The sequence below is a fragment of the Microcystis sp. M169S2 genome (assembly GCF_020245865.1).
GTDB lineage: Bacteria > Cyanobacteriota > Cyanobacteriia > Cyanobacteriales > Microcystaceae > Microcystis > Microcystis ichthyoblabe_A.
In genome coordinates, this window is the sequence record NZ_JADBUB010000113.1 from 1 (window position 1) to 19975 (window position 19975).

General features: G+C 43.0%; 20 protein-coding genes and 1 pseudogene. 9 read left to right on the plus strand and 12 right to left on the minus strand.

Features of this window, described 5'->3' with window-relative positions; translation table 11 throughout:
* The coding region (locus IM485_RS11735) for a transposase (protein WP_502882185.1) at positions 1-193 on the plus strand (193 nt) is incomplete at its 5' end.
* Between the two features lie 182 nt (positions 194-375).
* On the opposite strand, the pseudogene IM485_RS22730 reads toward IM485_RS11735, so the two are convergent.
* Positions 376-492: pseudogene (locus tag IM485_RS22730) on the minus strand (DUF29 family protein); the annotation flags it as partial.
* A gap of 5 nt (positions 493-497) precedes the next feature.
* Complete coding sequence (locus tag IM485_RS11740) at positions 498-1205, minus strand: DUF8619 family protein (RefSeq protein ID WP_104398062.1); 708 nt, start codon at positions 1203-1205, stop codon at positions 498-500.
* 341 nt (positions 1206-1546) lie between these two features.
* Between IM485_RS11740 and IM485_RS11745 the strand changes: the two genes are divergently transcribed.
* The 3 genes from IM485_RS11745 to IM485_RS11755 all read left to right on the plus strand — a co-directional run bounded on the left by IM485_RS11745 (position 1547) and on the right by IM485_RS11755 (position 5368).
* Positions 1547-2275, plus strand: coding sequence for a Uma2 family endonuclease (locus tag IM485_RS11745; protein WP_287743201.1), 729 nt, complete (start codon positions 1547-1549; stop codon positions 2273-2275).
* The gene (gene cobJ / locus IM485_RS11750; RefSeq protein WP_287743204.1) at positions 2272-3717 is read left to right on the plus strand and encodes a precorrin-3B C(17)-methyltransferase; all 1446 of its coding nucleotides are present in this window, start codon (positions 2272-2274) and stop codon (positions 3715-3717) included. Before IM485_RS11745 ends, cobJ begins: the two co-directional genes overlap by 4 nt.
* Before the next feature lie 307 nt (positions 3718-4024).
* Positions 4025-5368: a chloride channel protein gene (locus IM485_RS11755; protein WP_104398065.1), complete on the plus strand. Its 1344-nt coding sequence runs from the start codon at positions 4025-4027 to the stop codon at positions 5366-5368.
* Positions 5369-5474: 106 nt separating this feature from the next.
* Here the strand turns inward: IM485_RS11755 and IM485_RS11760 are convergent, their stop codons facing one another.
* From IM485_RS11760 to IM485_RS11770, 3 genes are all read right to left on the minus strand, one after another.
* On the minus strand, positions 5475-5807 hold the full coding sequence (locus IM485_RS11760; protein WP_110577598.1) for a DUF5615 family PIN-like protein: 333 nt from the start codon (positions 5805-5807) through the stop codon (positions 5475-5477).
* On the minus strand, positions 5804-6028 hold the full coding sequence (locus tag IM485_RS11765; RefSeq protein WP_002745983.1) for a DUF433 domain-containing protein: 225 nt from the start codon (positions 6026-6028) through the stop codon (positions 5804-5806). Before IM485_RS11765 ends, IM485_RS11760 begins: the two co-directional genes overlap by 4 nt.
* A gap of 239 nt (positions 6029-6267) precedes the next feature.
* Positions 6268-6798 (minus strand): hemolysin, encoded by a 531-nt coding sequence (locus tag IM485_RS11770; protein WP_194015221.1) that lies wholly within the window; start codon positions 6796-6798, stop codon positions 6268-6270.
* A 130-nt stretch (positions 6799-6928) separates the two neighbouring features.
* On the opposite strand from IM485_RS11770, the gene IM485_RS11775 reads away from it, so the two are divergent.
* Positions 6929-7417, plus strand: a complete 489-nt coding sequence (locus tag IM485_RS11775; RefSeq protein WP_194015219.1) for a helix-turn-helix transcriptional regulator — start codon at positions 6929-6931, stop codon at positions 7415-7417.
* 66 nt (positions 7418-7483) lie between these two features.
* On the opposite strand, the gene IM485_RS11780 is transcribed toward IM485_RS11775, so the two are convergent.
* The 4 genes from IM485_RS11780 to IM485_RS11795 form a co-directional block, all read right to left on the minus strand.
* Positions 7484-7915, minus strand: coding sequence for a DUF29 domain-containing protein (locus IM485_RS11780; RefSeq protein ID WP_194015217.1), 432 nt, complete (start codon positions 7913-7915; stop codon positions 7484-7486).
* A gap of 78 nt (positions 7916-7993) precedes the next feature.
* Positions 7994-9745, minus strand: coding sequence for a mechanosensitive ion channel family protein (locus IM485_RS11785; protein WP_287743209.1), 1752 nt, complete (start codon positions 9743-9745; stop codon positions 7994-7996).
* A 171-nt stretch (positions 9746-9916) separates the two neighbouring features.
* Positions 9917-11320 (minus strand): glutamate decarboxylase, encoded by a 1404-nt coding sequence (gene gad, locus IM485_RS11790; RefSeq protein WP_287743212.1) that lies wholly within the window; start codon positions 11318-11320, stop codon positions 9917-9919.
* Positions 11321-11348: 28 nt separating this feature from the next.
* The gene (locus IM485_RS11795; protein ID WP_238142095.1) at positions 11349-11579 is read right to left on the minus strand and encodes a DUF1345 domain-containing protein; all 231 of its coding nucleotides are present in this window, start codon (positions 11577-11579) and stop codon (positions 11349-11351) included.
* A gap of 161 nt (positions 11580-11740) precedes the next feature.
* Here IM485_RS11795 and IM485_RS11800 point away from each other — a divergent pair, with 161 nt between their 5' ends.
* Entirely contained in the window at positions 11741-12295 is a 555-nt protein-coding gene (locus tag IM485_RS11800) for a hypothetical protein (protein ID WP_104398071.1), read from the plus strand.
* Between the two features lie 535 nt (positions 12296-12830).
* Here the strand turns inward: IM485_RS11800 and IM485_RS11805 are convergent.
* On the minus strand, positions 12831-13943 hold the full coding sequence (locus IM485_RS11805; protein ID WP_104398072.1) for a sensor histidine kinase: 1113 nt from the start codon (positions 13941-13943) through the stop codon (positions 12831-12833).
* A 518-nt stretch (positions 13944-14461) separates the two neighbouring features.
* On the opposite strand from IM485_RS11805, the gene IM485_RS11810 reads away from it, so the two are divergent.
* Positions 14462-14878: a DUF1816 domain-containing protein gene (locus IM485_RS11810; protein ID WP_104398073.1), complete on the plus strand. Its 417-nt coding sequence runs from the start codon at positions 14462-14464 to the stop codon at positions 14876-14878.
* A 26-nt stretch (positions 14879-14904) separates the two neighbouring features.
* Here the strand turns inward: IM485_RS11810 and IM485_RS11815 are convergent, their stop codons facing one another.
* Positions 14905-15099: a hypothetical protein gene (locus IM485_RS11815; RefSeq protein ID WP_104398074.1), complete on the minus strand. Its 195-nt coding sequence runs from the start codon at positions 15097-15099 to the stop codon at positions 14905-14907.
* Positions 15100-15420: 321 nt separating this feature from the next.
* Here IM485_RS11815 and IM485_RS11820 point away from each other — a divergent pair, with 321 nt between their 5' ends.
* Together IM485_RS11820 and IM485_RS11825 are read left to right on the plus strand one after the other, a co-directional pair.
* Positions 15421-17712: a GspE/PulE family protein gene (locus IM485_RS11820; protein WP_104398075.1), complete on the plus strand. Its 2292-nt coding sequence runs from the start codon at positions 15421-15423 to the stop codon at positions 17710-17712.
* Between the two features lie 53 nt (positions 17713-17765).
* Positions 17766-18056 carry a DUF3082 domain-containing protein gene (locus tag IM485_RS11825; protein ID WP_287743217.1) on the plus strand — a complete coding sequence of 97 codons (291 nt, stop codon included), beginning with the start codon at positions 17766-17768 and terminating at the stop codon, positions 18054-18056.
* Positions 18057-18152: 96 nt separating this feature from the next.
* Here IM485_RS11825 and IM485_RS11830 read toward each other — a convergent pair whose 3' ends face one another.
* Positions 18153-19802, minus strand: coding sequence for an alpha/beta hydrolase (locus IM485_RS11830; RefSeq protein WP_287743219.1), 1650 nt, complete (start codon positions 19800-19802; stop codon positions 18153-18155).
* Positions 19803-19975 lie beyond the last annotated feature (173 nt).

Below are 19975 nucleotides of genomic sequence, written 5' to 3' on the forward strand. Positions count from 1 at the left end.
ATTAAACGAGCATACCAATGGACTGTTAAGACAATTTTTTGCCAAGGGGACAAATTTTAAAATCGTTAAGCCAGAGGAGGTGGAAAGAGCCGTAAACTTGATTAACAATCGTCCTCGAAAATGTCTTGACTATCAGACCCCCAATGAGGTATTCTATAAAGGTAGATCAGATAGTGATGCAATTCAGACTTGAATTGCCCAGACAATCCTCCAGAACAAGTGGAAATAGCTAATATGTTGACACATGAAACTATGTAAATAGCGCAGTTTATCTAATAAACGCCAGTTCGGTTTAAGGAAATTTTGCCATAGCTTCCACGAAAGAATAGGAGTTTCAGGCTACGATAGCATCAGGGTTTTAGCTTATCCCGAACTGAGGTTAAATAGGCTTTCATCAGTTAAATATCGCTTTAAACTAGGGTTATTGTCCAAATAAAGCCTAATATTAGCTCTTTCTCCTTGAATACTTCCCAACCAACCCCGGGATCGCCGAACAATTAACGGGTTTTGCGTCTTCGGATGACATTATTAGAATAACGAGAAGGCTTTGGCCGGGGTTCTTTTCCCCCTCCTAATTCGCGACTAACTTGCTGAAAAATATCCCGTCGCAGCACAGGATATTCCCCTATCCACTGGTCGAGTTGGGGAAGATGGACATCAGAAAGTTGATTGATATCCCCTAAATCGGGGTCTTGAGACATTAACAAAGCTTCGGCCACCATCCCGGGACGGATCGATTTATGGATGCGTTTGAGGGGAGCGCGAACGATCGCCGAAAAGCCAGTTTGATCACCGATTTCTAGATTAATACAGCGTTGGCGATTTTCGATAATCTCTAATTCCCCGCGTTTATTGACCCTTTCTTCTTCCCCGATTAATTCCTCGGTTACAAAAGCATCGAAAACGCGACCGCGCCAAAACCCCCCGTAGGGAAGACGACGATAGGTATTATTGCGAACACTGGCCCAATAAACCGGACCCCAGAGCCAATATAAACCGGCGATAATGTTGAAAATCAGTTTAATTGTTAAACCACCGGGGCCGAATAAATTACCGATTAACCAAGCTGCGGTGAGAGCGATGATAGAAATGAATAAACGGCGCAGAAAATCAGACCATTTACCCCAATAGTGAGCGTACTGGGGACCTGTGGCGATAATCGGGACAATTTGCTCGATCGATTGACGGGTAAGGGGAACCAACATTATCAGTTATCGGTTATTCGTGAACGGGTAGGCTCTAGAAGAGGACGTTTACCTTTCATTTAGGTGCGCTATATCAGTTATGACAGCATTTCTCATAACTAGATGAAGTGTAACCTAATTTGGTATCGACTACCGACTTCCCAAAAGGAAAACTTTGTACCTCACCACTAAGATAAATGCTATAGTTTTGGGTAATTGTCTATCTGTTGGTCGCCATTCATCCCATCGCTAAAAGCACGGGACTTCTGGGAAAATTTCAGCTAAAAGTTAAATCCCGCAAGAAGTCCGATGAAACAATCTATAATAAAATCAATGCTGTTTTGTTCCCAAAGACTGCCACCATGACTTCTTCCCCGGTTAAATCCTTAAATTCTCAGGCTGTAACCACTCAATATTTACCCCCGTTAGAAAATGGGGATCGCTTAATTCGTCCCGAATTCGAGCGCCGTTATCAAGCTATGCCAGGATTAAAAAAAGCCGAACTGATCGAAGGAGTTGTATATATGGCATCCCCATTAAGGTTTAAATTTCATGCTGAACCCCACGGACGTTTAATCACTTGGGTGGGAGTTTATCAAGCTGCTACACCCCAAGTACAAATGGGTATTGAGCCAACAGTTCGCTTGGATATCGACAACGAACTACAGCCGGATGGGGTGTTATTAATCAGTCAAGAAAGCGGGGGAAAATCAACCCTAACTGTAGAGGGATACCTAGAAGGATCGCCGGAATTAGTGGTAGAAATTGCCGCTAGTAGTGCCGCCATAGATTTAGGTGATAAAAAACGTGCTTATCGACGCAGTGGCATTCAAGAATACCTTATTTGGCAGGTATTTGATCAAAAGATTGATTGGTTTAGTTTAGAAAATGGCGATTATATTTCTTTGTTACCCAACCAAGAAGGGGTGATTTGCTCTCTAGTATTTCCGGGTTTGTGGTTAGATATTTCAGCCATGCTCAACGGCAATATGTCAGGGGTTTTAGACATCTTAAAAGCTGGAATTAACTCGGTAGAACATCAAGAATTTATCCAAAAGTTAACCTCAACGCAGTCGGGGGCAGCTAAATGAAACCTCCAGCTATTCTCATTTTAGGAGAAACCAGCATTCTCGTGGCTCGTCAAGTGCAAATGTCCCTACCGGAAGCAGTGGTTTATGGGTTAATAAATCGTACCCATTCGGCTGATTTTACCTATACTAATTTTGGCGAAACGGTGCGAGAATTTTTCCAGACAGGAACGCCAATTATTGGCATTTGTGCGGCGGGTATTTTAATTCGCACTTTAGCACCTTTATTAACTAATAAATGGCAAGAACCGCCTGTATTAGCAATCGCAGAAGATGGCAGCGCCGTAGTGCCTTTGTTGGGGGGTTTACAAGGGGTTAATGATCTCGCTCGTCAAATTGCCTCGGTTTTGCAAATTTCCCCCGCAATTACCACCACTGGTGATATTAGATTTAAAACTACCTTATTATCGCCACCACCGGGTTATCAGTTAGTTAATCCCGATGATGCTAAGAAGTTTCTGTCCGATTTATTAGCCGGTGAAAAAGTAAAATTAATCGGTGAAGCGGACTGGTTAAAAAATAGTAATTTACCAATTTCATCAGCAGCAAAATTGAGCATTGAGATTATCGATAAAAGTAACTTAAACTTAGCAAAACCTAGCAGTGACTGTTTAGTTTATCTGTGGGAGGAAAGCCAGCAAATTAAGGAAAAATCTGGTTTACTACTGGGAGATTTAGACCAGGAAAGTCAAGGTAAATTAGCCATAGTTGGAACTGGACCGGGTGCGCTAAATTGGATGTCGCCGGAAGTTCGAGAAGTGTTGGAAAAAGCCACGGATTGGGTGGGTTATAAAACCTATTTGGATTTGGTAGAATCCCTGCGAACACCAGAAATTGTCCGCCATGAATCGGATAATCGGGTGGAACTCGATCGCGCAGAAATGGCCTTAGATTTAGCGGCTAAGGGGCGATCAGTTGTCTTAGTTTCCTCCGGAGATCCTGGCATTTATGCCATGGCCGCGGCCGTGTTTGAGGTATTAGAAAAAAAAGCAAAACCGGCATGGGATGCGATCGCCATTCAGGTCTGTCCGGGGATTTCGGCCATGCAGGCGGCGGCTGCGAGGGTTGGCGCACCTTTAGGCCATGATTTTTGTACGATTTCCCTATCGGATATTCTCAAATCTTGGCAAGTGATTTCTCAGCGTATTGAGTTAGCAGCCCGGGCAGATTTAGCGATCGCATTTTATAATCCTGTGTCTCAAGAGCGCACTTGGCAATTAGAGAAGGCAAAAGAGATTTTATTACAATGGCGATCGCCGCAAACTCCCGTGGTATTAGCGCGTAATTTAGGACGAAAAGGGGAAACAGTGACGGTGAAATTCCTAGGGGATATGACTATTAACGATGCGGATATGCGAACCATAATTTTGATTGGATCTAGTAAAACTCGCCTGATTGAGCAGGGTAAAACCAAGCAGTGGGTTTATACTCCACGTCACTATTAGGTAGTCGTGCAAAATTAATTTCTTGGTTGGAATAGGCAATCGGCAAGAGATATTTACAGATATCTCGTTGCAAGGATTTCCCTTGTAACACGGGGAAGGAAGGAAGATGCTCACTTTTCCCATTGCAAGATGGAACCTTGGCACGAGACAAGAGAATCTGGCAATTAATTCTCCTGTTGAGGGGGAGTCTGCGGAGAACCGTCCCATCGAAAGGACTTAGTATATAGTGAAAACTTTCAGGGTGTTTTGCTTGACTACTCAAATGGACTTGCTATCAGAACAATAAAAACTTAACTTTCCTTGCGCGATGCTAAATAACAAACTACAACTTCTCTTAACCAGGGTAGGCCCATGGGCTGTTGCTGGTCTGCTCGGCGGTTTGATCGGTTCTCTGGCCGCGGTACTGCTGACTGAGGCAATTAAGCAAACCCTCAGAATTGCCTCTAACCTAGGCAACGTCTGGCTACTGCTGCTGCCTCTGGTGGGCGTTACCTTAGCAGTGCTAGTCCTGTTTGGACTGGGTAGGGGCCAACCTGTGCAGATCTTAGCTCCCCGCGGGGCGACTGCCTCTGGCCGCTGGGGTTCTCTCATGGCCTGGTACTCCTTCCCCCATGACATTGCTCGCGCCGATCTGACCGGTGACGTGGTGAACGCATCCGGTGCCGAAGAGCGCTTCCCTTGGAATCTAGCACCGTTGCGGGCCCTAGCCATCCTCTCCACTGTTGGGCTGGGTGCGCCCATGGGAACGGAATCACCGGCGGCTCATATTGGCGTGGCGACGGGAACTTGGTTGGGTACCATAAATCCAGCCCTGGGTCAACTGGTGCGGCCCCTGGCCATCGGTGGCGGTGCGGCAAGTGTTTCTGCCCTGATGGGAATCCCTCTGGTGGGCAGCTTTTTTATGTTTGAGTTGAGTCAGCGACGCCAGGTTCCGATCACCCCGGAGCGAGTGGCGGCGATGTTAGCCGGGGGACTGGTGGGATGGGGAGTCAACGCTGCCTTTAAGCTGCAACTGATCCGGCTGGTGGTGCCGCAGGTTGCCCCGACTGACTTCGGGGATGCGGTGGCTGCCACTTTGTTGATCGGAGCGATCGCTGGCACGATTACAGCCCTCACCGGTGAGGCGATCTACTGGGCCAGAGGCTTGCGGGACAGGCCTGGCACTCGTCTCCTCATTGGTGGCCTGATGATGCTGTTCTTGGCGATCGTGATCGGACAGGTGGCGACTCCGGCAGCGGCTTTTGGACCAGGGGGAGCCGCTATCGTCTGGGCCGAAAACATTGAAACAACTCCTTATCACCTGTTGGCAGTGGCTCTGCTCCGGGCTGCGGCTACCACAGCTGCGGTTTTAGCCGGGGGCTGTGGCGGCGTGTTTGTCCCTTTTCTGGCGATCGGCGACCTCACTGGCCGGGTGTTCGCCACCACCTTTGAAATTTCGGGGGATCTGGCGGGTGCGGCGGGGGCAGCGGCCGGTATTGCTGGCGGCTATCGCCTACCTCTGACCGCCGTGGCGATGGTGCTGGGAGTGGGTGGCCCGGCGGCAGCCCAGCTAACCTGCCTTGCTACAGTGGTGGTTGCTGCCCTTTCGGGATTGGTGGCCGCACGGGTAGCCAATCAACTCTCTAGTTCTCTCCGGGCAATGTTCCGCTAGAAGCCACCGTCAGGGGAATTACCGTGATATCCAGAGGGTGCAAGTTCTTTGCGCCCCTACTTTTGGGATTGCCGCCTAACGCAATCTACCAGATCAGCGATCGCACTTAACTTAATATCAACAGACTTTCTGTTTCACTATCAAAAAATTCAACAATAATTAAAAAATAAACTCTTAAAATTTCGATAATCTTTGCAGTGGGACTATTGCCAATACGAAGATAGATAAATTTGGGTGGATGACCATATAATAGACTGCGCTGATGAAAATCGGCATCTTTAGAGACAATTACAAAATCGTTGAATTTGGCAAATTCCCAGATAAGTGCATCATCAGTATTTATCATTCCTAAAGTCTTAACGTGCTGAGAATCAGCATATAAATCAATTATTTTATCAATAATCCGATCTGACAAATTTTCATCTAATAACAGTTTCATAAAGAGGTGATAAATAATTTTTTCTCTCGATCAGCAGCAAAAGCCAAACAAGCTTTGATATCCTCGGAAGTTAATTCTGAAAAATCCTCAAGAATTTCTGCTTCTGTCATTCCTGCTGCTAAATATTCTAGAATATCGTACACAGTTATACGCATTCCTCGAATGCAGGGTTTTCCGCTGCGTTTTCCAGGTTCAATGGTAATAATGTTTTGGTAACTCATAATGCTTTAACTATTTTTACCTTCCCAATTATATCTTATTCGATGACAGAGATCGCACTCCACCCCACCGACAAGAACGATCACCCTTCAACTTCGTACCACTCTTAGGGTGTAAAGTGCGAAAGCGTAACGCACCAATTTAATAATAAATTTGCTGCGTCGGGTGCGGATTGTTAATTTTGGTTTTTTAACAGAATTGGTAGCCGCAAACACGCACCCTACAAAATCTGATAGTTGCATTAAACAAAGTTAAAATAACTACTATTTAATTGCAAACTACTATTATCTTGAACAACTGCTATCAAATCTGTACCATTATAAATAAGTGTATCTGAAGCACCTCCTCCAACCATATTTTGTTTTTTAAGAGTAATAGATACTCCACTTCGTTTAACTTGAATGCGATCAACAAAAGAGGTAAAATCAGCTATTACTGCATAACCTGGTCCCATATTAAGATTACCTCGATTATTCCCAATTACAAATGTATCACGACCCGCACCTCCAACTAAAGTATCATATTCTGGGACAGTTAGACCGGGGATGCCGTAGTAATAATTAAGAGTGTCCGATCCTTGCAAAATATCGTCACCATCGCCTCCATCAAGATAGTCATTTCCTTCACCTCCCGCAAGAGTATCATTTCCACGACCGCCATATAATTTATCATCCCCACCAGCCCCAAAAATATAATCATTTTGAGCAGATCCGTAGATTCTATCGCCATTTTTAGTACCAGTATAACTGGTAGGAGGAGTATAACTAGGCATATTTAATTACCTCAATTAAAAAGTGGTTGTTTACTAATCATTTACAATAAGTTATAGTTCTACATCATTCAATTAGTCAACACTAGGAATTATGCTAGAATCTGACTAGGAAATTTTTAGGCAAAAATTTATGGATACCAATAATGACCCTTTTTCCCGAGCTATGAGTCAATGGGACTTAGAAACTCTTTATCTTGATCTTGCTTCTGTTAAGGGAAAGCGACTGACTCCTACTGAAAAAAAACATTTACAAGGATTACTCTGCGGTTATAGTCCCACAGAAATTGCTGAAAAACTCAAGAAGAGTCGTAAAGGAGTTGAGGTAGATTTATGCACTACGCTCTATCAATACGTTAAAGAACTGGTTGGTAATAATAATGGCAAGGTAGAGAATTGGCGTAATATTGCTGAATGGTTAGAGGATGCTGGTTATAAAAAAGATTTTTCTCTTGAATACGATGCCAGTGATTCTATTTCTGCTTTCATTGTTGTGAAAAGAGCGAATATAAAGATTGAAAAAAATCAATTGATGATTGATGTTAATATTCGTTTAGCAACTCCTTTGCCTTCAGAAATGTCAGCAATAAATATTGAAAATAGAGAAGAAGAAAATGACTAGGGGTTTCGGCTGGTTTTGGTAGGCACAATGTATTATAAGATACAGTCGTTAGGTGAGGAGATTCGTCTATCGTTCCGACAAATGAAGAGAACGATTTAAAATATCCTCAATACCGTAGGGACAAATGGGGGGAAACTCTAATCCCGTCTCTCTAAAAGCATCGGAACAAGCAACAGCATAGAGTTTAAATAGGCTTTCATCGGTTAAATATCGCCTTAAACTGGGGCTATCGTCCAAATAAAGCCTAATATTAGCTCTTTCTCGCTGAATAGTTCCCAACCAACCCCTGGATCGCCGTTGAGGTTGATAGTCCCACTTTAATAAATGATGCAAAATTAATCTTAGACTAGCGAGTAAGCGATCGCGCTCCCGTTTCGACAAATCCCGCACCTCTTCGACTAAATTCTCAATATCTAACTCGGAAAACCGACCAGAAGCTAATAAATCGGCCATTTGTTCGGCCCAAAGTCCAAAGTCTTGCTCATAGGATGCCGTCATCGATTTATCTCCTTCTAAGCTCAATTAACATTATATTAATAATCCGCCAATAGTGAGGGCTTAAAAACGGATTTACTATCATAATGTGTTGTTTTCCTGATTGTCTGAAGATTGAACGCGAAAGGGAGGCGCGACATAATCGGAAGGTAAATAATTTTCGGGGATAGTTGTTGTATTTCCATCTCGTAGGGAAGTGTAACTGGGAGAGAGAATCTCAATCCCGGCTTCATTACACTTGTCTTGAATATTCTGATGGAGTTCTGAATAAATTATTACCATCAAATTGGGTTGGTTAGTGTAAGCATTTAATTGATAACTGATGTAAAAATTATCTAGGCTAGTTTGCAGGACAAAAGGTGCGGGTTCTTTGAGGATATGCACAGTTTCTAGAGCAGCTTCAATTAAGGTTGTGTGGGCTTTTCGCCAGGGCAGATCGTACCCTAGGGTAATCGTTGTCTGAATAATTAGATTTCTGTTTAATTCCCGCGAGGAAATACTAAAGTTAATTACATTACTACTTAATAAAGATGAGTTAGGAATAGTAATGATTTTATTAGTGGGAGTGCAAATGCGAATTACTAAGAAGTTTTTTTCAATTAGATCGCCAATTACCTCTCCTACCTGAATGTGATCTCCGATGCGAAAGGCACGGGTATAGATAAGAATAATTCCCCCGATAACATTGGCGATAGCCGAAGTAGAACCAAGGGATAAAAGAAGACCGAGAAAAACAGAAACACCTCGGAAAGCAGGGGAATCAAAACCGGGCAAATAGGGAAAAGCTACTATTGCTGCTATGGCAATAATTATGACTAATAGGATATTGTAAGTCGGTTTAGCCCAATCAGTATAAAAACCAGGAATAACCAGATTTCCTCTTTCTATTGCTGTAAAAAAGGGCTTGATTAGCCCGATTAAGTAGTAGGTTATAAAAATGATTATGGCAATAATAAAGGCATTGGGAAGATATTGGGCAATAGAGGATAAAACCAGTTCTAATGATTGATAAAAATAACCTAAAATACTCTCGCCAAAAACTCTTGTCCAGGGAAATAAACGAAGTACAAATGTTGCATAATTAAATAATAATAAAAACAGAAAAAATAAGCGAATTATCCGAAGAAATCGCAACCAAAAAAAGCTGATTTTAGAGGAAGATATGATCTCAACATTCCCGATTTGAATGCCCGGTGTTAAGGATTCAATCAAACGTCTAATGAAGGGAAATAGTTTTCCTGAAATTTTGATAACTGCAAAGCTAATAATCAAGAAAGCAAAACTAGCTATAACCGTATAAATGATGTTCTTAAGTAGTTGTTCTGGTTTTCGATCTTGGCGATATTGAGCGATAGCGACCTGAATTTTTTGTAAAGCTTGTTGAGCTAAAAGCTCCGGTGTTGAACGATAGGCTTTTGCATCTTGCTTCGTCACCGTTAGAATTACTTCTTGATCTACACTTAAATAAAGTGAGTTATCATCAGGGAGATGCTCAATTGTCAGGTTCTCAATAGGAATAGAATCATTTTGAGCAATTCTTTCAATTCTCCGGGTAATAGCGTTAGCTCTCTCCTCCGCCGAAAATGAAGAAACTCCCCGCCGGATAAAAAAGAGAGTTTTTCCATCTAACATAACTGGAAAGCCATCAATTCTGTTTTCCGGTTGTGTCGGATTTTGAGCTATTCCCAAAAGAGGGGAAGTTAGAGTCAGTAGTAAAACTACAGCAAATATTAGCAGAGTATGACCAATTTTTTTCATCCATCCTCTAGATCTAGATGGTATAGTTAGCATTAAATATCTTTGATTAATATCGACAACTGGTACAAATTGCATAGGATTAAGTCAGATTTTTTTTGGTGTATTCGGGTAAGATTTAGGCATTACTGTTCTCGATGAGGTGCAGAGATCCTAAGTTGAGACAGGAGTGGAAAAATTGGCAACACCAAAACTTTGTAAGGGTTGCCAATTTTTGGGAAATTTAAGCGATTTTTTCCTCAACATCTTTTAGTGATGAAAATGGGAACCAGATAATTTTGACTGATAATTAGACTGAGATTTAAAAAAGGCGATCGCTGACCGAAGATCCCGCAACAACAGATCCGCCATATCGCGACTAAATCCCTCCTTGATCACCACGCGCTGCACGGTTAAATCTTGGAGATTTTTGGGCATTGTATAGGCAGGAACTAACCAACCCCGCTCGCGCAATTTATCGGCTAAATCGAATAAACTATAATTAGATTGATCACTAATTGTTTCCTTTAATTTCCAAGCAAAAACCGGAATAGTGCTGCCATCGGTAATTAATTCAAACGGTCCGAGCTTAGCGATTTCCCCCGATAAATACAAGGCCGTATCTCGACAGGCTTGATGAATTTGTCGATAACCCTCTTTACCCAAGCGTAAAAAATTATAATATTGGGCGACTACTTGATTGCCGGGACGAGAAAAATTCAGAGCAAAATTAGGCAGATCGCCGCCTAAATAATTACAATGAAAAATTAATTCTTCTGGCAATTCTTGCCGATCTCGCCAGATAATCCAACCGACACCGGGATAGACTAAACCGTATTTATGCCCAGAAGCATTAATCGATTTAACCCATTTGAGGCGAAAATCCCAGACTAAATCGGGATCAAGAAAAGGAGCAATAAAACCACCACTAGCACCATCGACGTGCAGGGGAACTTGCCAGCCAGTTTCTCTGTTCAATTTTTCTAGGGCATCATTAATTTCTTGGACGGGTTCGTAACTACCATCAAAGGTACTACCCATAATGGCAATTACCCCGATCGTATTCTCATCAATTAGTTTAATTGCCTCGGTCGCATCGAGATGAAAACGATTCCCTTCCATCGGCACAAAACGCGGTTCTACCTCCCAATAACGACAGAATTTTTCCCAACAAACTTGCACATTAATGCCCATGACTAAATTAGGTTTATCGGTGGGTTTACCCTCTTTTTGTCGGCGTTTGCGCCACTGCCATTTTAAAGCCATGCCTCCCAACATCGCCGCTTCACTGGAACCAATGGTAGAACAACCGGTTGCCGCTTCGCTTTCGGGAGCATTCCAGAGTCTAGCGATCATATTCACACAACGCAATTCAATTTCGGCGGTTTGTGGGTATTCATCCTTGTCGATCATGTTTTTATCGAAGGTTTCTGCCATTAATTGTTTGGCTTCCGGTTCCATCCAAGTGGTGACAAAAGTAGCCAAATTCAGGCGAGAATTACCATCAAGGGCGAGTTCATCGCGGATTAAATTGTAGGCCACCGCCGGCGGCATTTCTCCCTCGGGAATTTCGTATTTAGGTACGGCGGAAGTCAGGGCGCGGGAAGCATAGGTGGGGGTAATTAGTGTCTTTTCTGGACCTAGGCGATCGAGATTAATTTTCTGATGAACCATAACTTCCCTAATAAAATATCTTTTTTGCTCAGAGTAAATTACCAATCATTCCAAAAATAATAGCAATAATCGAGACGGATAAAAAATAGGAAAGCATCCCGTAGGTTGCTACCAGTCGCCGCATTGCCCTACTATTAACACTTGTATCGGAGGTTTGATAACAAGCCGCCATACAAAAACCTTGATCGAGAAATTCCGTCCAATTAGGTTGATCGCAGTCGGGAAAAACTAGGCCTTTACCATCATGATAGTAGCGCACTGCATACTAAATCCTGTTTAAAGGGTTAATTATTGCTACTATGGCAAGAGTGCCTCTTGCCTGACTTCCACCAGAAGTCTGTTGGTAGCTTCGGGAATTGTCAAAACCGAGATGTAGTTACTCATTGAACGCCACAAAGGCCAAAATATGGAGTATTATTTATGAGCCATTTATCCCTATCCGAACAGATTAACGCAGAACTTCTGGCAATCCTGATCGAAGAGGAAGTCACCTATCCCTGGGATGTAACCGCTGTTGAGGGTAATGATCCCTTAGATGTCACGGAAACGCCTTTTTCTCTGTGTGAAGGACTAGAAGCGACGGCGATCGAGGCACAAGCTCATAGATTCTTTAGCAGTTTACACCAAAAATTCCCGACAGTTTCCGTTTCATCCCGGTCTAATATCTTTGATAAATTTGCCTCTTTACTGCCAGCCGAACATTTAAATCGTCTAGTAGAAAGTGCTGAAAATCTAGTTAATAGTCAATTAGATAACTTCGATCGCCTTGTTGTTTGTCTTAGCGAGCTTTTTCCCCAATGGTCTCCAGAAGATTTACAGGTTTTTGCCCGTCCCTACGCCTATACTATGCGTAATGGCCAGAGCAAAACCACTATAGACACCGAAGATTGGCAAAGTCTTTCCGAAATTGAACAAATTCGCCGGAGTGCAGCCATCGCCAGCCAGATTTTCCGCGACTTGTCTTCTCCTGAATAGTCATCTCGTTATCAGCTGCACTGCATTGAAACTGCCTATTAGACCTCCACCTAATATTATAGTCATTTCAATTAGGATTGAGAATATCAATGCCAGAGTTCATAATGGTTCAACCAGTCTAGAGTGTATCAGAATTATCTGAAATGACTATATCTTAAGACTAAAAGTTTTTCTAGTTAAGGAATCTAACCAAATAAAAATGATTTTAATTGTCTCATATTTTTTCAGTGAAATTGAATTAGCAACGATAGATACGCATTTTAGTAGCTTAGAACTACTCAGTTAGTACAAAAGCTAAAAGCAAGCTGTGATTGGGTTATATGGCATAGAACGAGTTAGTTAGGACGCTTTCAATTTTCAAACTCTTATCGGTCAAGGGTTTCAGCGATTGATTGTCCTAACCACCCCGCTCTTTGCTATAATTTTTGGAAATGTCTATTAGATATTTTAGTACAAATGCTCAAACTCTCTCTCCCCGCTCCATCTCCCCCTTCTCCCCTTACCGATTACTGTTTACCGATCACTAAAAAAACCCCTACTCCCAATTCGGAGATATTGCTAGGGAAAAACGAAAAGTGCTGCCTTTACCTAATTCACTTTCTACCTCCATTTGACTTTGGTGTAATTCCACTAAACGACGGGTAATCGCTAAACCAATACCACTACCCCCAGAATAACGGGAACGAGAACGATCAGCCCGCCAAAAGCGCTCGAAAATAAAGGGTAAATCCTCTGCTGCGATGCCGATTCCCGTATCGATAACGGCAATTTGTAGGCGATTTTTGTCCCTTGTCACTTGCAGGGTAATTGCACCATGATCGGTGTAACGAATGGCATTACCGAGCAGATTAACTAAAATTTGTTCAAGGCGATCGGGATCGGCCATGACAGATGGTAAATTGGGGGGACAATCTAACTGTAAAGTTGGTCCATCTTCTAATAATTGATCGGCGAATTTTTCGATAAGAGAATTTAACAAACTTAATAAATTAACAGGTTGCAGTTTAATCGAGAGATAACCAGATTCCGCTCGCGATAGCTCCTGTAGATCGTGGGTTAAACGTTCTAACCGGCGGGTTTCTTTCACTAATTTCTGATAAAGTTCTGGATTAGGTTCGATCGCACCATCGGCTAATTCTTCTAGATATCCCCGTACCACAGTTAAAGGGGTGCGTAATTCGTGGGTAAGATCACCGATTAATTCCTGGCGACGTTTTTCTACATCAGCTAAACTAATCGCCATCTGATTAAAACTGATGGCTAATTGATTTAATTCTGGTATTTCGCTTTCTGGAACTCGCGCCGATAAATCCCCTTCCGCAAAATTTTTAGTGATTTGTTTGATTTGTTTTACTGGTTTCATAATACGTTGGGAAACCAAAAAACTCAGATAACCAGCCGCACTTCCTCCCGCAATAAATGACCAAATAGCACTACTATCCCAAGCCGTCTCAAAACCCCTAACCAAGAAAGTTCTCGCTGAACGCACGGTAAAAAATCCCTGCCTTTCTAACTGTTCCAAACGTAAAACAAACATTCGCGGAGAAGATAATTTAGCAATGATAATAAAGCTACTCAATCCCACCACCATAACGAGGAGATGGGATAAAAATAATCTGGTTCCTAAGCTTAATTTTGGTGTCCGCATATTTGTTAAAAAACTCTATTTGTTGTCAGTATTATTGACCTTGTTTCTCATAAAGATGAAGTATAACAGGATTTGGCATCGACGACCGACAACCGAATCCAAAAAACGAAAACTTCCTACCTGACCATTAAGATAACTGCTATATAGCAGTTATCACACCTGTGTGGCACAGTTTAACCTTTGCTGATTAAGCTTTTCAACATCGATAATGTACCTCTTGCGAACAGGAAACGCTATATATTCGCCCACAGCATCTTGAATAAACTGACGGGAGAAAAAATCCTCATAGATATCTTCAGGGATGGCTCAATAAAAGAACTCTATCGGGTTCTTCCTGTGGAAGAATCTCTCCTTAAGCCATGCTGTGAGGGAAGAATAGGTCAAAACCTAACTTTTTGCCGCTCTATGCTATCCTATCAAGATGCGCTACTCTGTTAGGAGATGATTTTGCTTGAGTCATCTGCTCAAAGTAGCGTCTGTTTTTTTAACCCTTACCCCCAAAAGAGAATCTTTTCTGTATGCTAGAGGCTAATAATCAGGGAGAGAATCAAATATTTCTCTATGAAGTTGTTTTTTCCGGTTCTTCTGGCTCTTTGCCTCAACGCTTCTCCCAGACAGTCCTGCGAGTACCTAAAAGCCGCATGAGTCAAGAAACACAGCGCCTCCTGCGCCAAGGTGCCAGGATTCTTAGTATAAAGCCTCTTGACTCAGAAACTGTCTCCATTAAGCCTAGTTTACCACCTCAACCCTGGTGGATAGAGATCACCACCACTCAGCCGAAATGTCTCTATTATTTCGGTCCGTTTGAGAGTTTTTCTGAAGCTTTATCCCATCAATCCGGTTATATCGAAGACCTACAATCGGAATCTGCCGTCGGGATTAACAGCGAAATTAAACAATGTCAGCCCGAGGTTTTAACTCAAGAAGATTTTTAATATATGGTATCCAATTATACAGATTTTTAGGAATAGTTAGTATCCTCTTGTTTTCGTTGAATAATGCCTTCACCTTCACAGAATTTACAGGGGACGGATTCATTCTCTGTCTCTAGATAGATTCTTCCTTTGCCTTGGCAGTGGAGACAAATAACTTTTTCTTCCCACCAATAATTCTCTAAAAAAGCCTCATCAGTAATATAGGTAAAATCTTCAAACATTGGCTTGTCCTCCTATCGTTCAGATGGCTTAATCTGGGTTCACCTTTCAACCTGAGAAATGGAAAATCAGTTTTACCACCATCCTAAAAAAGATCAGGTTCATTCTCTGTGAAACTTAAATTACTTCATATTTATTTATATTTATTAATATAAAAATGAGTGTTCACTATCAATCCTTGCTAAGTAGCCGACGATAAATTTTCTTTCCCTTGCCGATGGCCCGTTGGCCCTTGCCTAAAAAAAATAGCCTGTCTGTTAGCTACGGTGAGAAAATGGGCATAATAGAGTAGTGGGCTGTACAATATTAACTGGCTCTATTCCATGTCATCAGCAAACGAGACCCCCCAGACCAAGCTGCCTTCCTTTGCCCAAAAGTTAGTGCAATCGGGTTATATCACTATCGGGCAACTAGAAAAGGCAATAATCCAGAAACAGAAAGGTCATCTATCTCTACTGGCAATTTTACCCCTGATCACCGGTCGTCCTTTACCCAAAGAGGCACTGGCATACTACCGACTCGAACAACTATCAAAACTAAAAGCCAAGTATGGGTTAGAATATCTTGACCCTGAGACTGAGACGATCAACTGGACAGAAATCGAAAATCTGTTTCGCACAGTCCTTCCCTTTGAAATTTGCCGTCGTTATCAGATCCTGCCCCTACAAAAACAAGAATCCGATCGCAAGGTTCTTCACCTAGCCATGGTCGATCCCGCTAATCAGGAAATTCTCGATGATTTACGTCGTATCCTCCGGGATAAAGAATTGCAGTTTGAGCGTCGTGTGATCGCTCGGGCAGATTACCAGAAATTGGTCGAAATCTATCGTTCTCGTCAAGAAGAAGCCCTATCTAGCCATCGTCTTCCCCAAGAACAGGATCTAAAGACCATAGTTGACATAACTGATATTTTTGAAGATGGCCAATCTCTCCCCCATCTCAACCGCGAATTAGCCGACGAGGATCTCGGGCTGATTCAAGAGGCGAATCAAGGGACGATCATCAGTTTCGTTAATAATATCCTTGTTCAAGCCATTGAAAGCAAAGCGACGGAAATTCACCTAGAACCCCAAGAAAATCAATTAACTATCCGTTTTCGCCAAGATGGTCTCCTGCGTTCTGCCGGGGAACCGATTTCTCGGGAAGCGACCCCAGCGATTATCTCACGGTTAAAAATTCTGGCTAACCTCGATGTCAGCGAGAAATCGCGACCCCAACAGGGAAAAATGACCAAAACTTTTTCCGGTCGCAAAATAGATTTTCGTCTCCACACCCTACCCCGTCAACACGGGGAAAAAATTCTCTTGCGGGTTTTTGATTCTCGATCCCCACTTTGGCCCCTCGATGAGTTGATTACTAGCCAAGAAACCTGTAAACTGGTACGCACCATGATCGAGCGCCAGGCGGGGTTGATTCTGCTCACCGCACCGGCCGGAGGCGGTTGTTCCACCAGTTTTTATTCTCTACTAGCCCATCGAAACCAGGGCGATGTTAATATCGCCACCGTGGAAACCTCGATCGAACGCGGCCTTAACGGTATTACCCAAGTGGAAATCGCTGATGGTCAAGGTCAAGATTATGCCTCGATTTTGCCCTCTTTCCGGAATCAAGATGTGGATATCATCGGCATCGATCAGCTGGTGGATTCTTCCACCCTTGCCCATGCCCTAGAAGCGGCCTTGACAGGACATTTAGTTATTTCTAGTTTACCCCTCAATAATGCCTTTGCCGCGATCGCTCGCCTCAATCAATTAGCGGAGCCGGCCCTAGTCGCCGATACCCTAGTGGGAGTGATCAATCAAAGACTGGTGCGACGGGTTTGTCAGGTTTGTCGGCTGAAACATCAACCAAAAAGGGAGGAATTAGCTAAATTTGGTCTTTCTCCCGCCCAAGCTGCTCAATACAGCTTTTATAAAGCTAATTCCCTCACTGCCGAAGAAATCATCCAAGCGCGGGAAAAAGGGAGATTATGCCGTCATTGTCACGGCATCGGTTATCAGTCCCAGATTGGGGTCTTTGAAGTAATCACGATTACCCCTGACCTCAAAACTTGCATCGCTGAGAATAAACCCGCCGATATGCTCAAAAAAGCGGCAACACGAGCAGGATTCAAGTCTCTCCTCGCCTACGGTTTGGAATTAGTCCGCCAAGGTTATACTACCCTAGAGGAAATCGACCGCGTCATGGCCGATAAATTAACTTTACCCTCCCTCTCTGCTGCCAATAATCCTGAGATTCCCCCGGATGTTTTCGGAAGAATCGAGGTGATCGAGCAGTTATTAAAAGCTCTCAATGGTGAATTACAGTTATTAAAGCAAGAAATTAGCCTAAATTCGCCCAAAAATTCTCCAAAGAGCGCAAATCCAACTATTATCGACCAGGAGCTACCTGATTTGACTAATTCAGTTCTTTCTTCCCGCAACCGGTCATCGGATAAGGAAATGATCGTTTCCGCTGCCCCTGTTTATGAGGAGTTAACCGACCCCGGCGATTGGGAACAGTTAAAACGGCAACTAGAGACGAATCAGGATCTGATTGTTTCCTCGGATTCAGAGGATCCTTTCTCTGTCGAAGTCAATACTTCTTTTCCTTCCGCCCTCGATCCTTGGTTCTAGTCGGGGAAAAGAATTAAAATTTAACCTGGGCAATATTTGAGGACTAAAAAGTAATGACCACAGAATTAGAAACCAAAAAAGTTACTCCTACTCGCTGTTTAGTTGGTGCGGCAATTTCGGCAGCACTGGGGACAATTCTCTATCATCTTACAGCAGCGATCGGTCATTCTTTTTACTCAAAACCGATGGTTGCTCACAGTCCGATCGCCTTGAGAATTGGCAGTGCTGTCCGGACTTTAGTTTTTGGTTTAGCTTCTCTAGGAACCTTTATTTTTATTTTTGTCACCATTGGTTTAATTCTTTTGGCTATCCAATTACTACTTAAACGCCCTCAACAAATATAAATTATGAATGATCAATGATGAATTGGAAGTGGGAAAGTGGGGAGCTTATCAGTGATCAGTAAACTGATAAGCTGATAACTGATAACTGATAACTGATTAACGGACATTTTGAGCGATAAAATCTTCGATTAGCTGTTCTAAAACAGCCGAGGAGGCGCGGGTAATCAGAAAACATCTAAACTCCTGGCCTTGACTGAGATATTGGGAATAGGCCGCCTGTAAAAAAGGTTTATAGCTGGGGTTTTTGCGAATATACACCTCAAAAAAGGCCAAAGATAGGGAATGGGCGTAACTATCGATCAGATATGGTGCTGGCAGGGTAAGATCGGCTACGGATTCGATCGCTTCGTTAATTCCCGCATCTAGTACCGAAAAATCAACGTGAGCTTGACCTTCAATCAGAGCTAAATATTTATTTTCAGTATTGAGCAGGGGAAAAGAGCGCACCTGTTCAAAAATAGCGGGGGTAGCGGGATCGTAGGTTCCTGCCGCCACAAAAGTGGGAATTTCGATCTTAGCCAGTCCTTTAGCCCCGAAAATACTCCAATTAAACGGATTAACCGCAAAAATCGCTTTTATTCTCGGGTCGCGAAAGTTGTATTCTTCTCGGGGTAAATCCAAAGCACGACACTGCAGCAAGAGGGAGACATTGAGAAAAGCTAATCTTCTTTGGCAGTCTCGTTGTAAATTCTCGAAATCGATCGTCGCTCCACCCACGGCTAAGGCTGTATAACCGCCGAAGGAATGTCCACCAACTCCCACATTATCTAAATCTAATTGCCCCTGAAATTCCCCCGCGTTGCGTCTTTGCAATTCATCGATCACAAAAGATATGTCCAATGGACGATCGACAAATTCGTTGGTATAAAAAACCGTCCGCGATAAACCGGCGAGTAGATTCTGCACCTGTAGGGTATCGCTGCCGGGGTGTTGGGGCATAGCGACGAGATAACCGTAACTAGCAAAGTGTTCTGCGTGTCGGACAAAATCTTCGGGACGGGAAGCTAAACCGTGGGAAAAGACGATAACGGGGGTTTTCTGGGTTAATTGCCCCTTGGGTTTGACAATAATTAGATAAAGTTTCCTCTGACGACGGCTATCGGTTAAATCCAGCCGCATCTGTTCCACTTGTTGCGGTCCGGGTTGTCGGGGGTCGGTCATGGCGGTAAAATTAATTTCACCGGCCTTTTTAGCTTCTTCTAAGGATAATTGCGCCACCTTTTCCGTGAATACTGTGGTGGCTTTCAGGACGATATCGATCGCCCGAGCTAATCTTTGCACTTTTGTCACATCAATCTGCATATTAGTGGGCAGATTACGCAGCAGGTTAAGAATAGTTACCCCTCCCGGTTCAAAGGCTGATTTAACTAGGGCAGAACGCAGGGCAAATTTACCATTAATACCCCCTTGAATGGTGATCAGTTCCCCTAAAAGGTTGAGGATATCTTTCCCCATTGTGGAGTTAAAAAAGCGCGAGATCAGGACGGGATTAACTTCTTTACTTGTGGTTAAAGCTTGGCGAAATTCTTTTTGTTGTTCGGTGGTGGTATTACCTAAATATTGTCTTAGATTAGCGTCAATTCTGCCAGTTTTGGCGAACTTTTCTAGGGAACTAATTTCTAGGGTACGACTAAAGGGCGCTAAGATAAAAGTGATTCTCTCGGCCGAGAGGACAGGAAAGCTAGTCAGTATCGTTCCTAAGCAACCAAGAGCGATCAAGCGGCTGATTTTGGCTAATTGCAACAAGTTTTTCGGCTCCTTTTCTTTCTGCGTTCCTACTCCCTCTGGATTATAACAGTAACTTCGCAGTTTTTAACTGTTTTCCTGCTTGACTATCAACAAAAATTATCAATTTGCCACGGTCGATAATCTTGACCTAGAATAAGTACCTAGGCAAAATTAATTACACATATCTCACT

Excerpts from the sequence above, each read along its gene's own strand:
- IM485_RS11800 (WP_104398071.1), top strand. The coding sequence starts at position 11,741 with ATGAGCCATTTATCCCTATCCGAACAGATTAACGCAGAACTTCTGGCA.
- IM485_RS11825 (WP_287743217.1), top strand. The coding sequence starts at position 17,766 with ATGACCACAGAATTAGAAACCAAAAAAGTTACTCCTACTCGCTGTTTA.
- IM485_RS11760 (WP_110577598.1), bottom strand. The coding sequence starts at position 5,807 with ATGAAACTGTTATTAGATGAAAATTTGTCAGATCGGATTATTGATAAA.
- IM485_RS11780 (WP_194015217.1), bottom strand. The coding sequence starts at position 7,915 with ATGACGGCATCCTATGAGCAAGACTTTGGACTTTGGGCCGAACAAATG.
- IM485_RS11775 (WP_194015219.1), top strand. The coding sequence starts at position 6,929 with ATGGATACCAATAATGACCCTTTTTCCCGAGCTATGAGTCAATGGGAC.
- IM485_RS11770 (WP_194015221.1), bottom strand. The coding sequence starts at position 6,798 with ATGCCTAGTTATACTCCTCCTACCAGTTATACTGGTACTAAAAATGGC.
- IM485_RS11755 (WP_104398065.1), top strand. The coding sequence starts at position 4,025 with ATGCTAAATAACAAACTACAACTTCTCTTAACCAGGGTAGGCCCATGG.
- IM485_RS11815 (WP_104398074.1), bottom strand. The coding sequence starts at position 15,099 with ATGTTTGAAGATTTTACCTATATTACTGATGAGGCTTTTTTAGAGAAT.
- IM485_RS11810 (WP_104398073.1), top strand. The coding sequence starts at position 14,462 with ATGCTAGAGGCTAATAATCAGGGAGAGAATCAAATATTTCTCTATGAA.
- cobJ (WP_287743204.1), top strand. The coding sequence starts at position 2,272 with ATGAAACCTCCAGCTATTCTCATTTTAGGAGAAACCAGCATTCTCGTG.
- IM485_RS11740 (WP_104398062.1), bottom strand. The coding sequence starts at position 1,205 with ATGTTGGTTCCCCTTACCCGTCAATCGATCGAGCAAATTGTCCCGATT.
- IM485_RS11820 (WP_104398075.1), top strand. The coding sequence starts at position 15,421 with ATGTCATCAGCAAACGAGACCCCCCAGACCAAGCTGCCTTCCTTTGCC.
- IM485_RS11785 (WP_287743209.1), bottom strand. The coding sequence starts at position 9,745 with ATGCAATTTGTACCAGTTGTCGATATTAATCAAAGATATTTAATGCTA.
- IM485_RS11805 (WP_104398072.1), bottom strand. The coding sequence starts at position 13,943 with ATGCGGACACCAAAATTAAGCTTAGGAACCAGATTATTTTTATCCCAT.
- gad (WP_287743212.1), bottom strand. The coding sequence starts at position 11,320 with ATGGTTCATCAGAAAATTAATCTCGATCGCCTAGGTCCAGAAAAGACA.
- IM485_RS11765 (WP_002745983.1), bottom strand. The coding sequence starts at position 6,028 with ATGAGTTACCAAAACATTATTACCATTGAACCTGGAAAACGCAGCGGA.
- IM485_RS11745 (WP_287743201.1), top strand. The coding sequence starts at position 1,547 with ATGACTTCTTCCCCGGTTAAATCCTTAAATTCTCAGGCTGTAACCACT.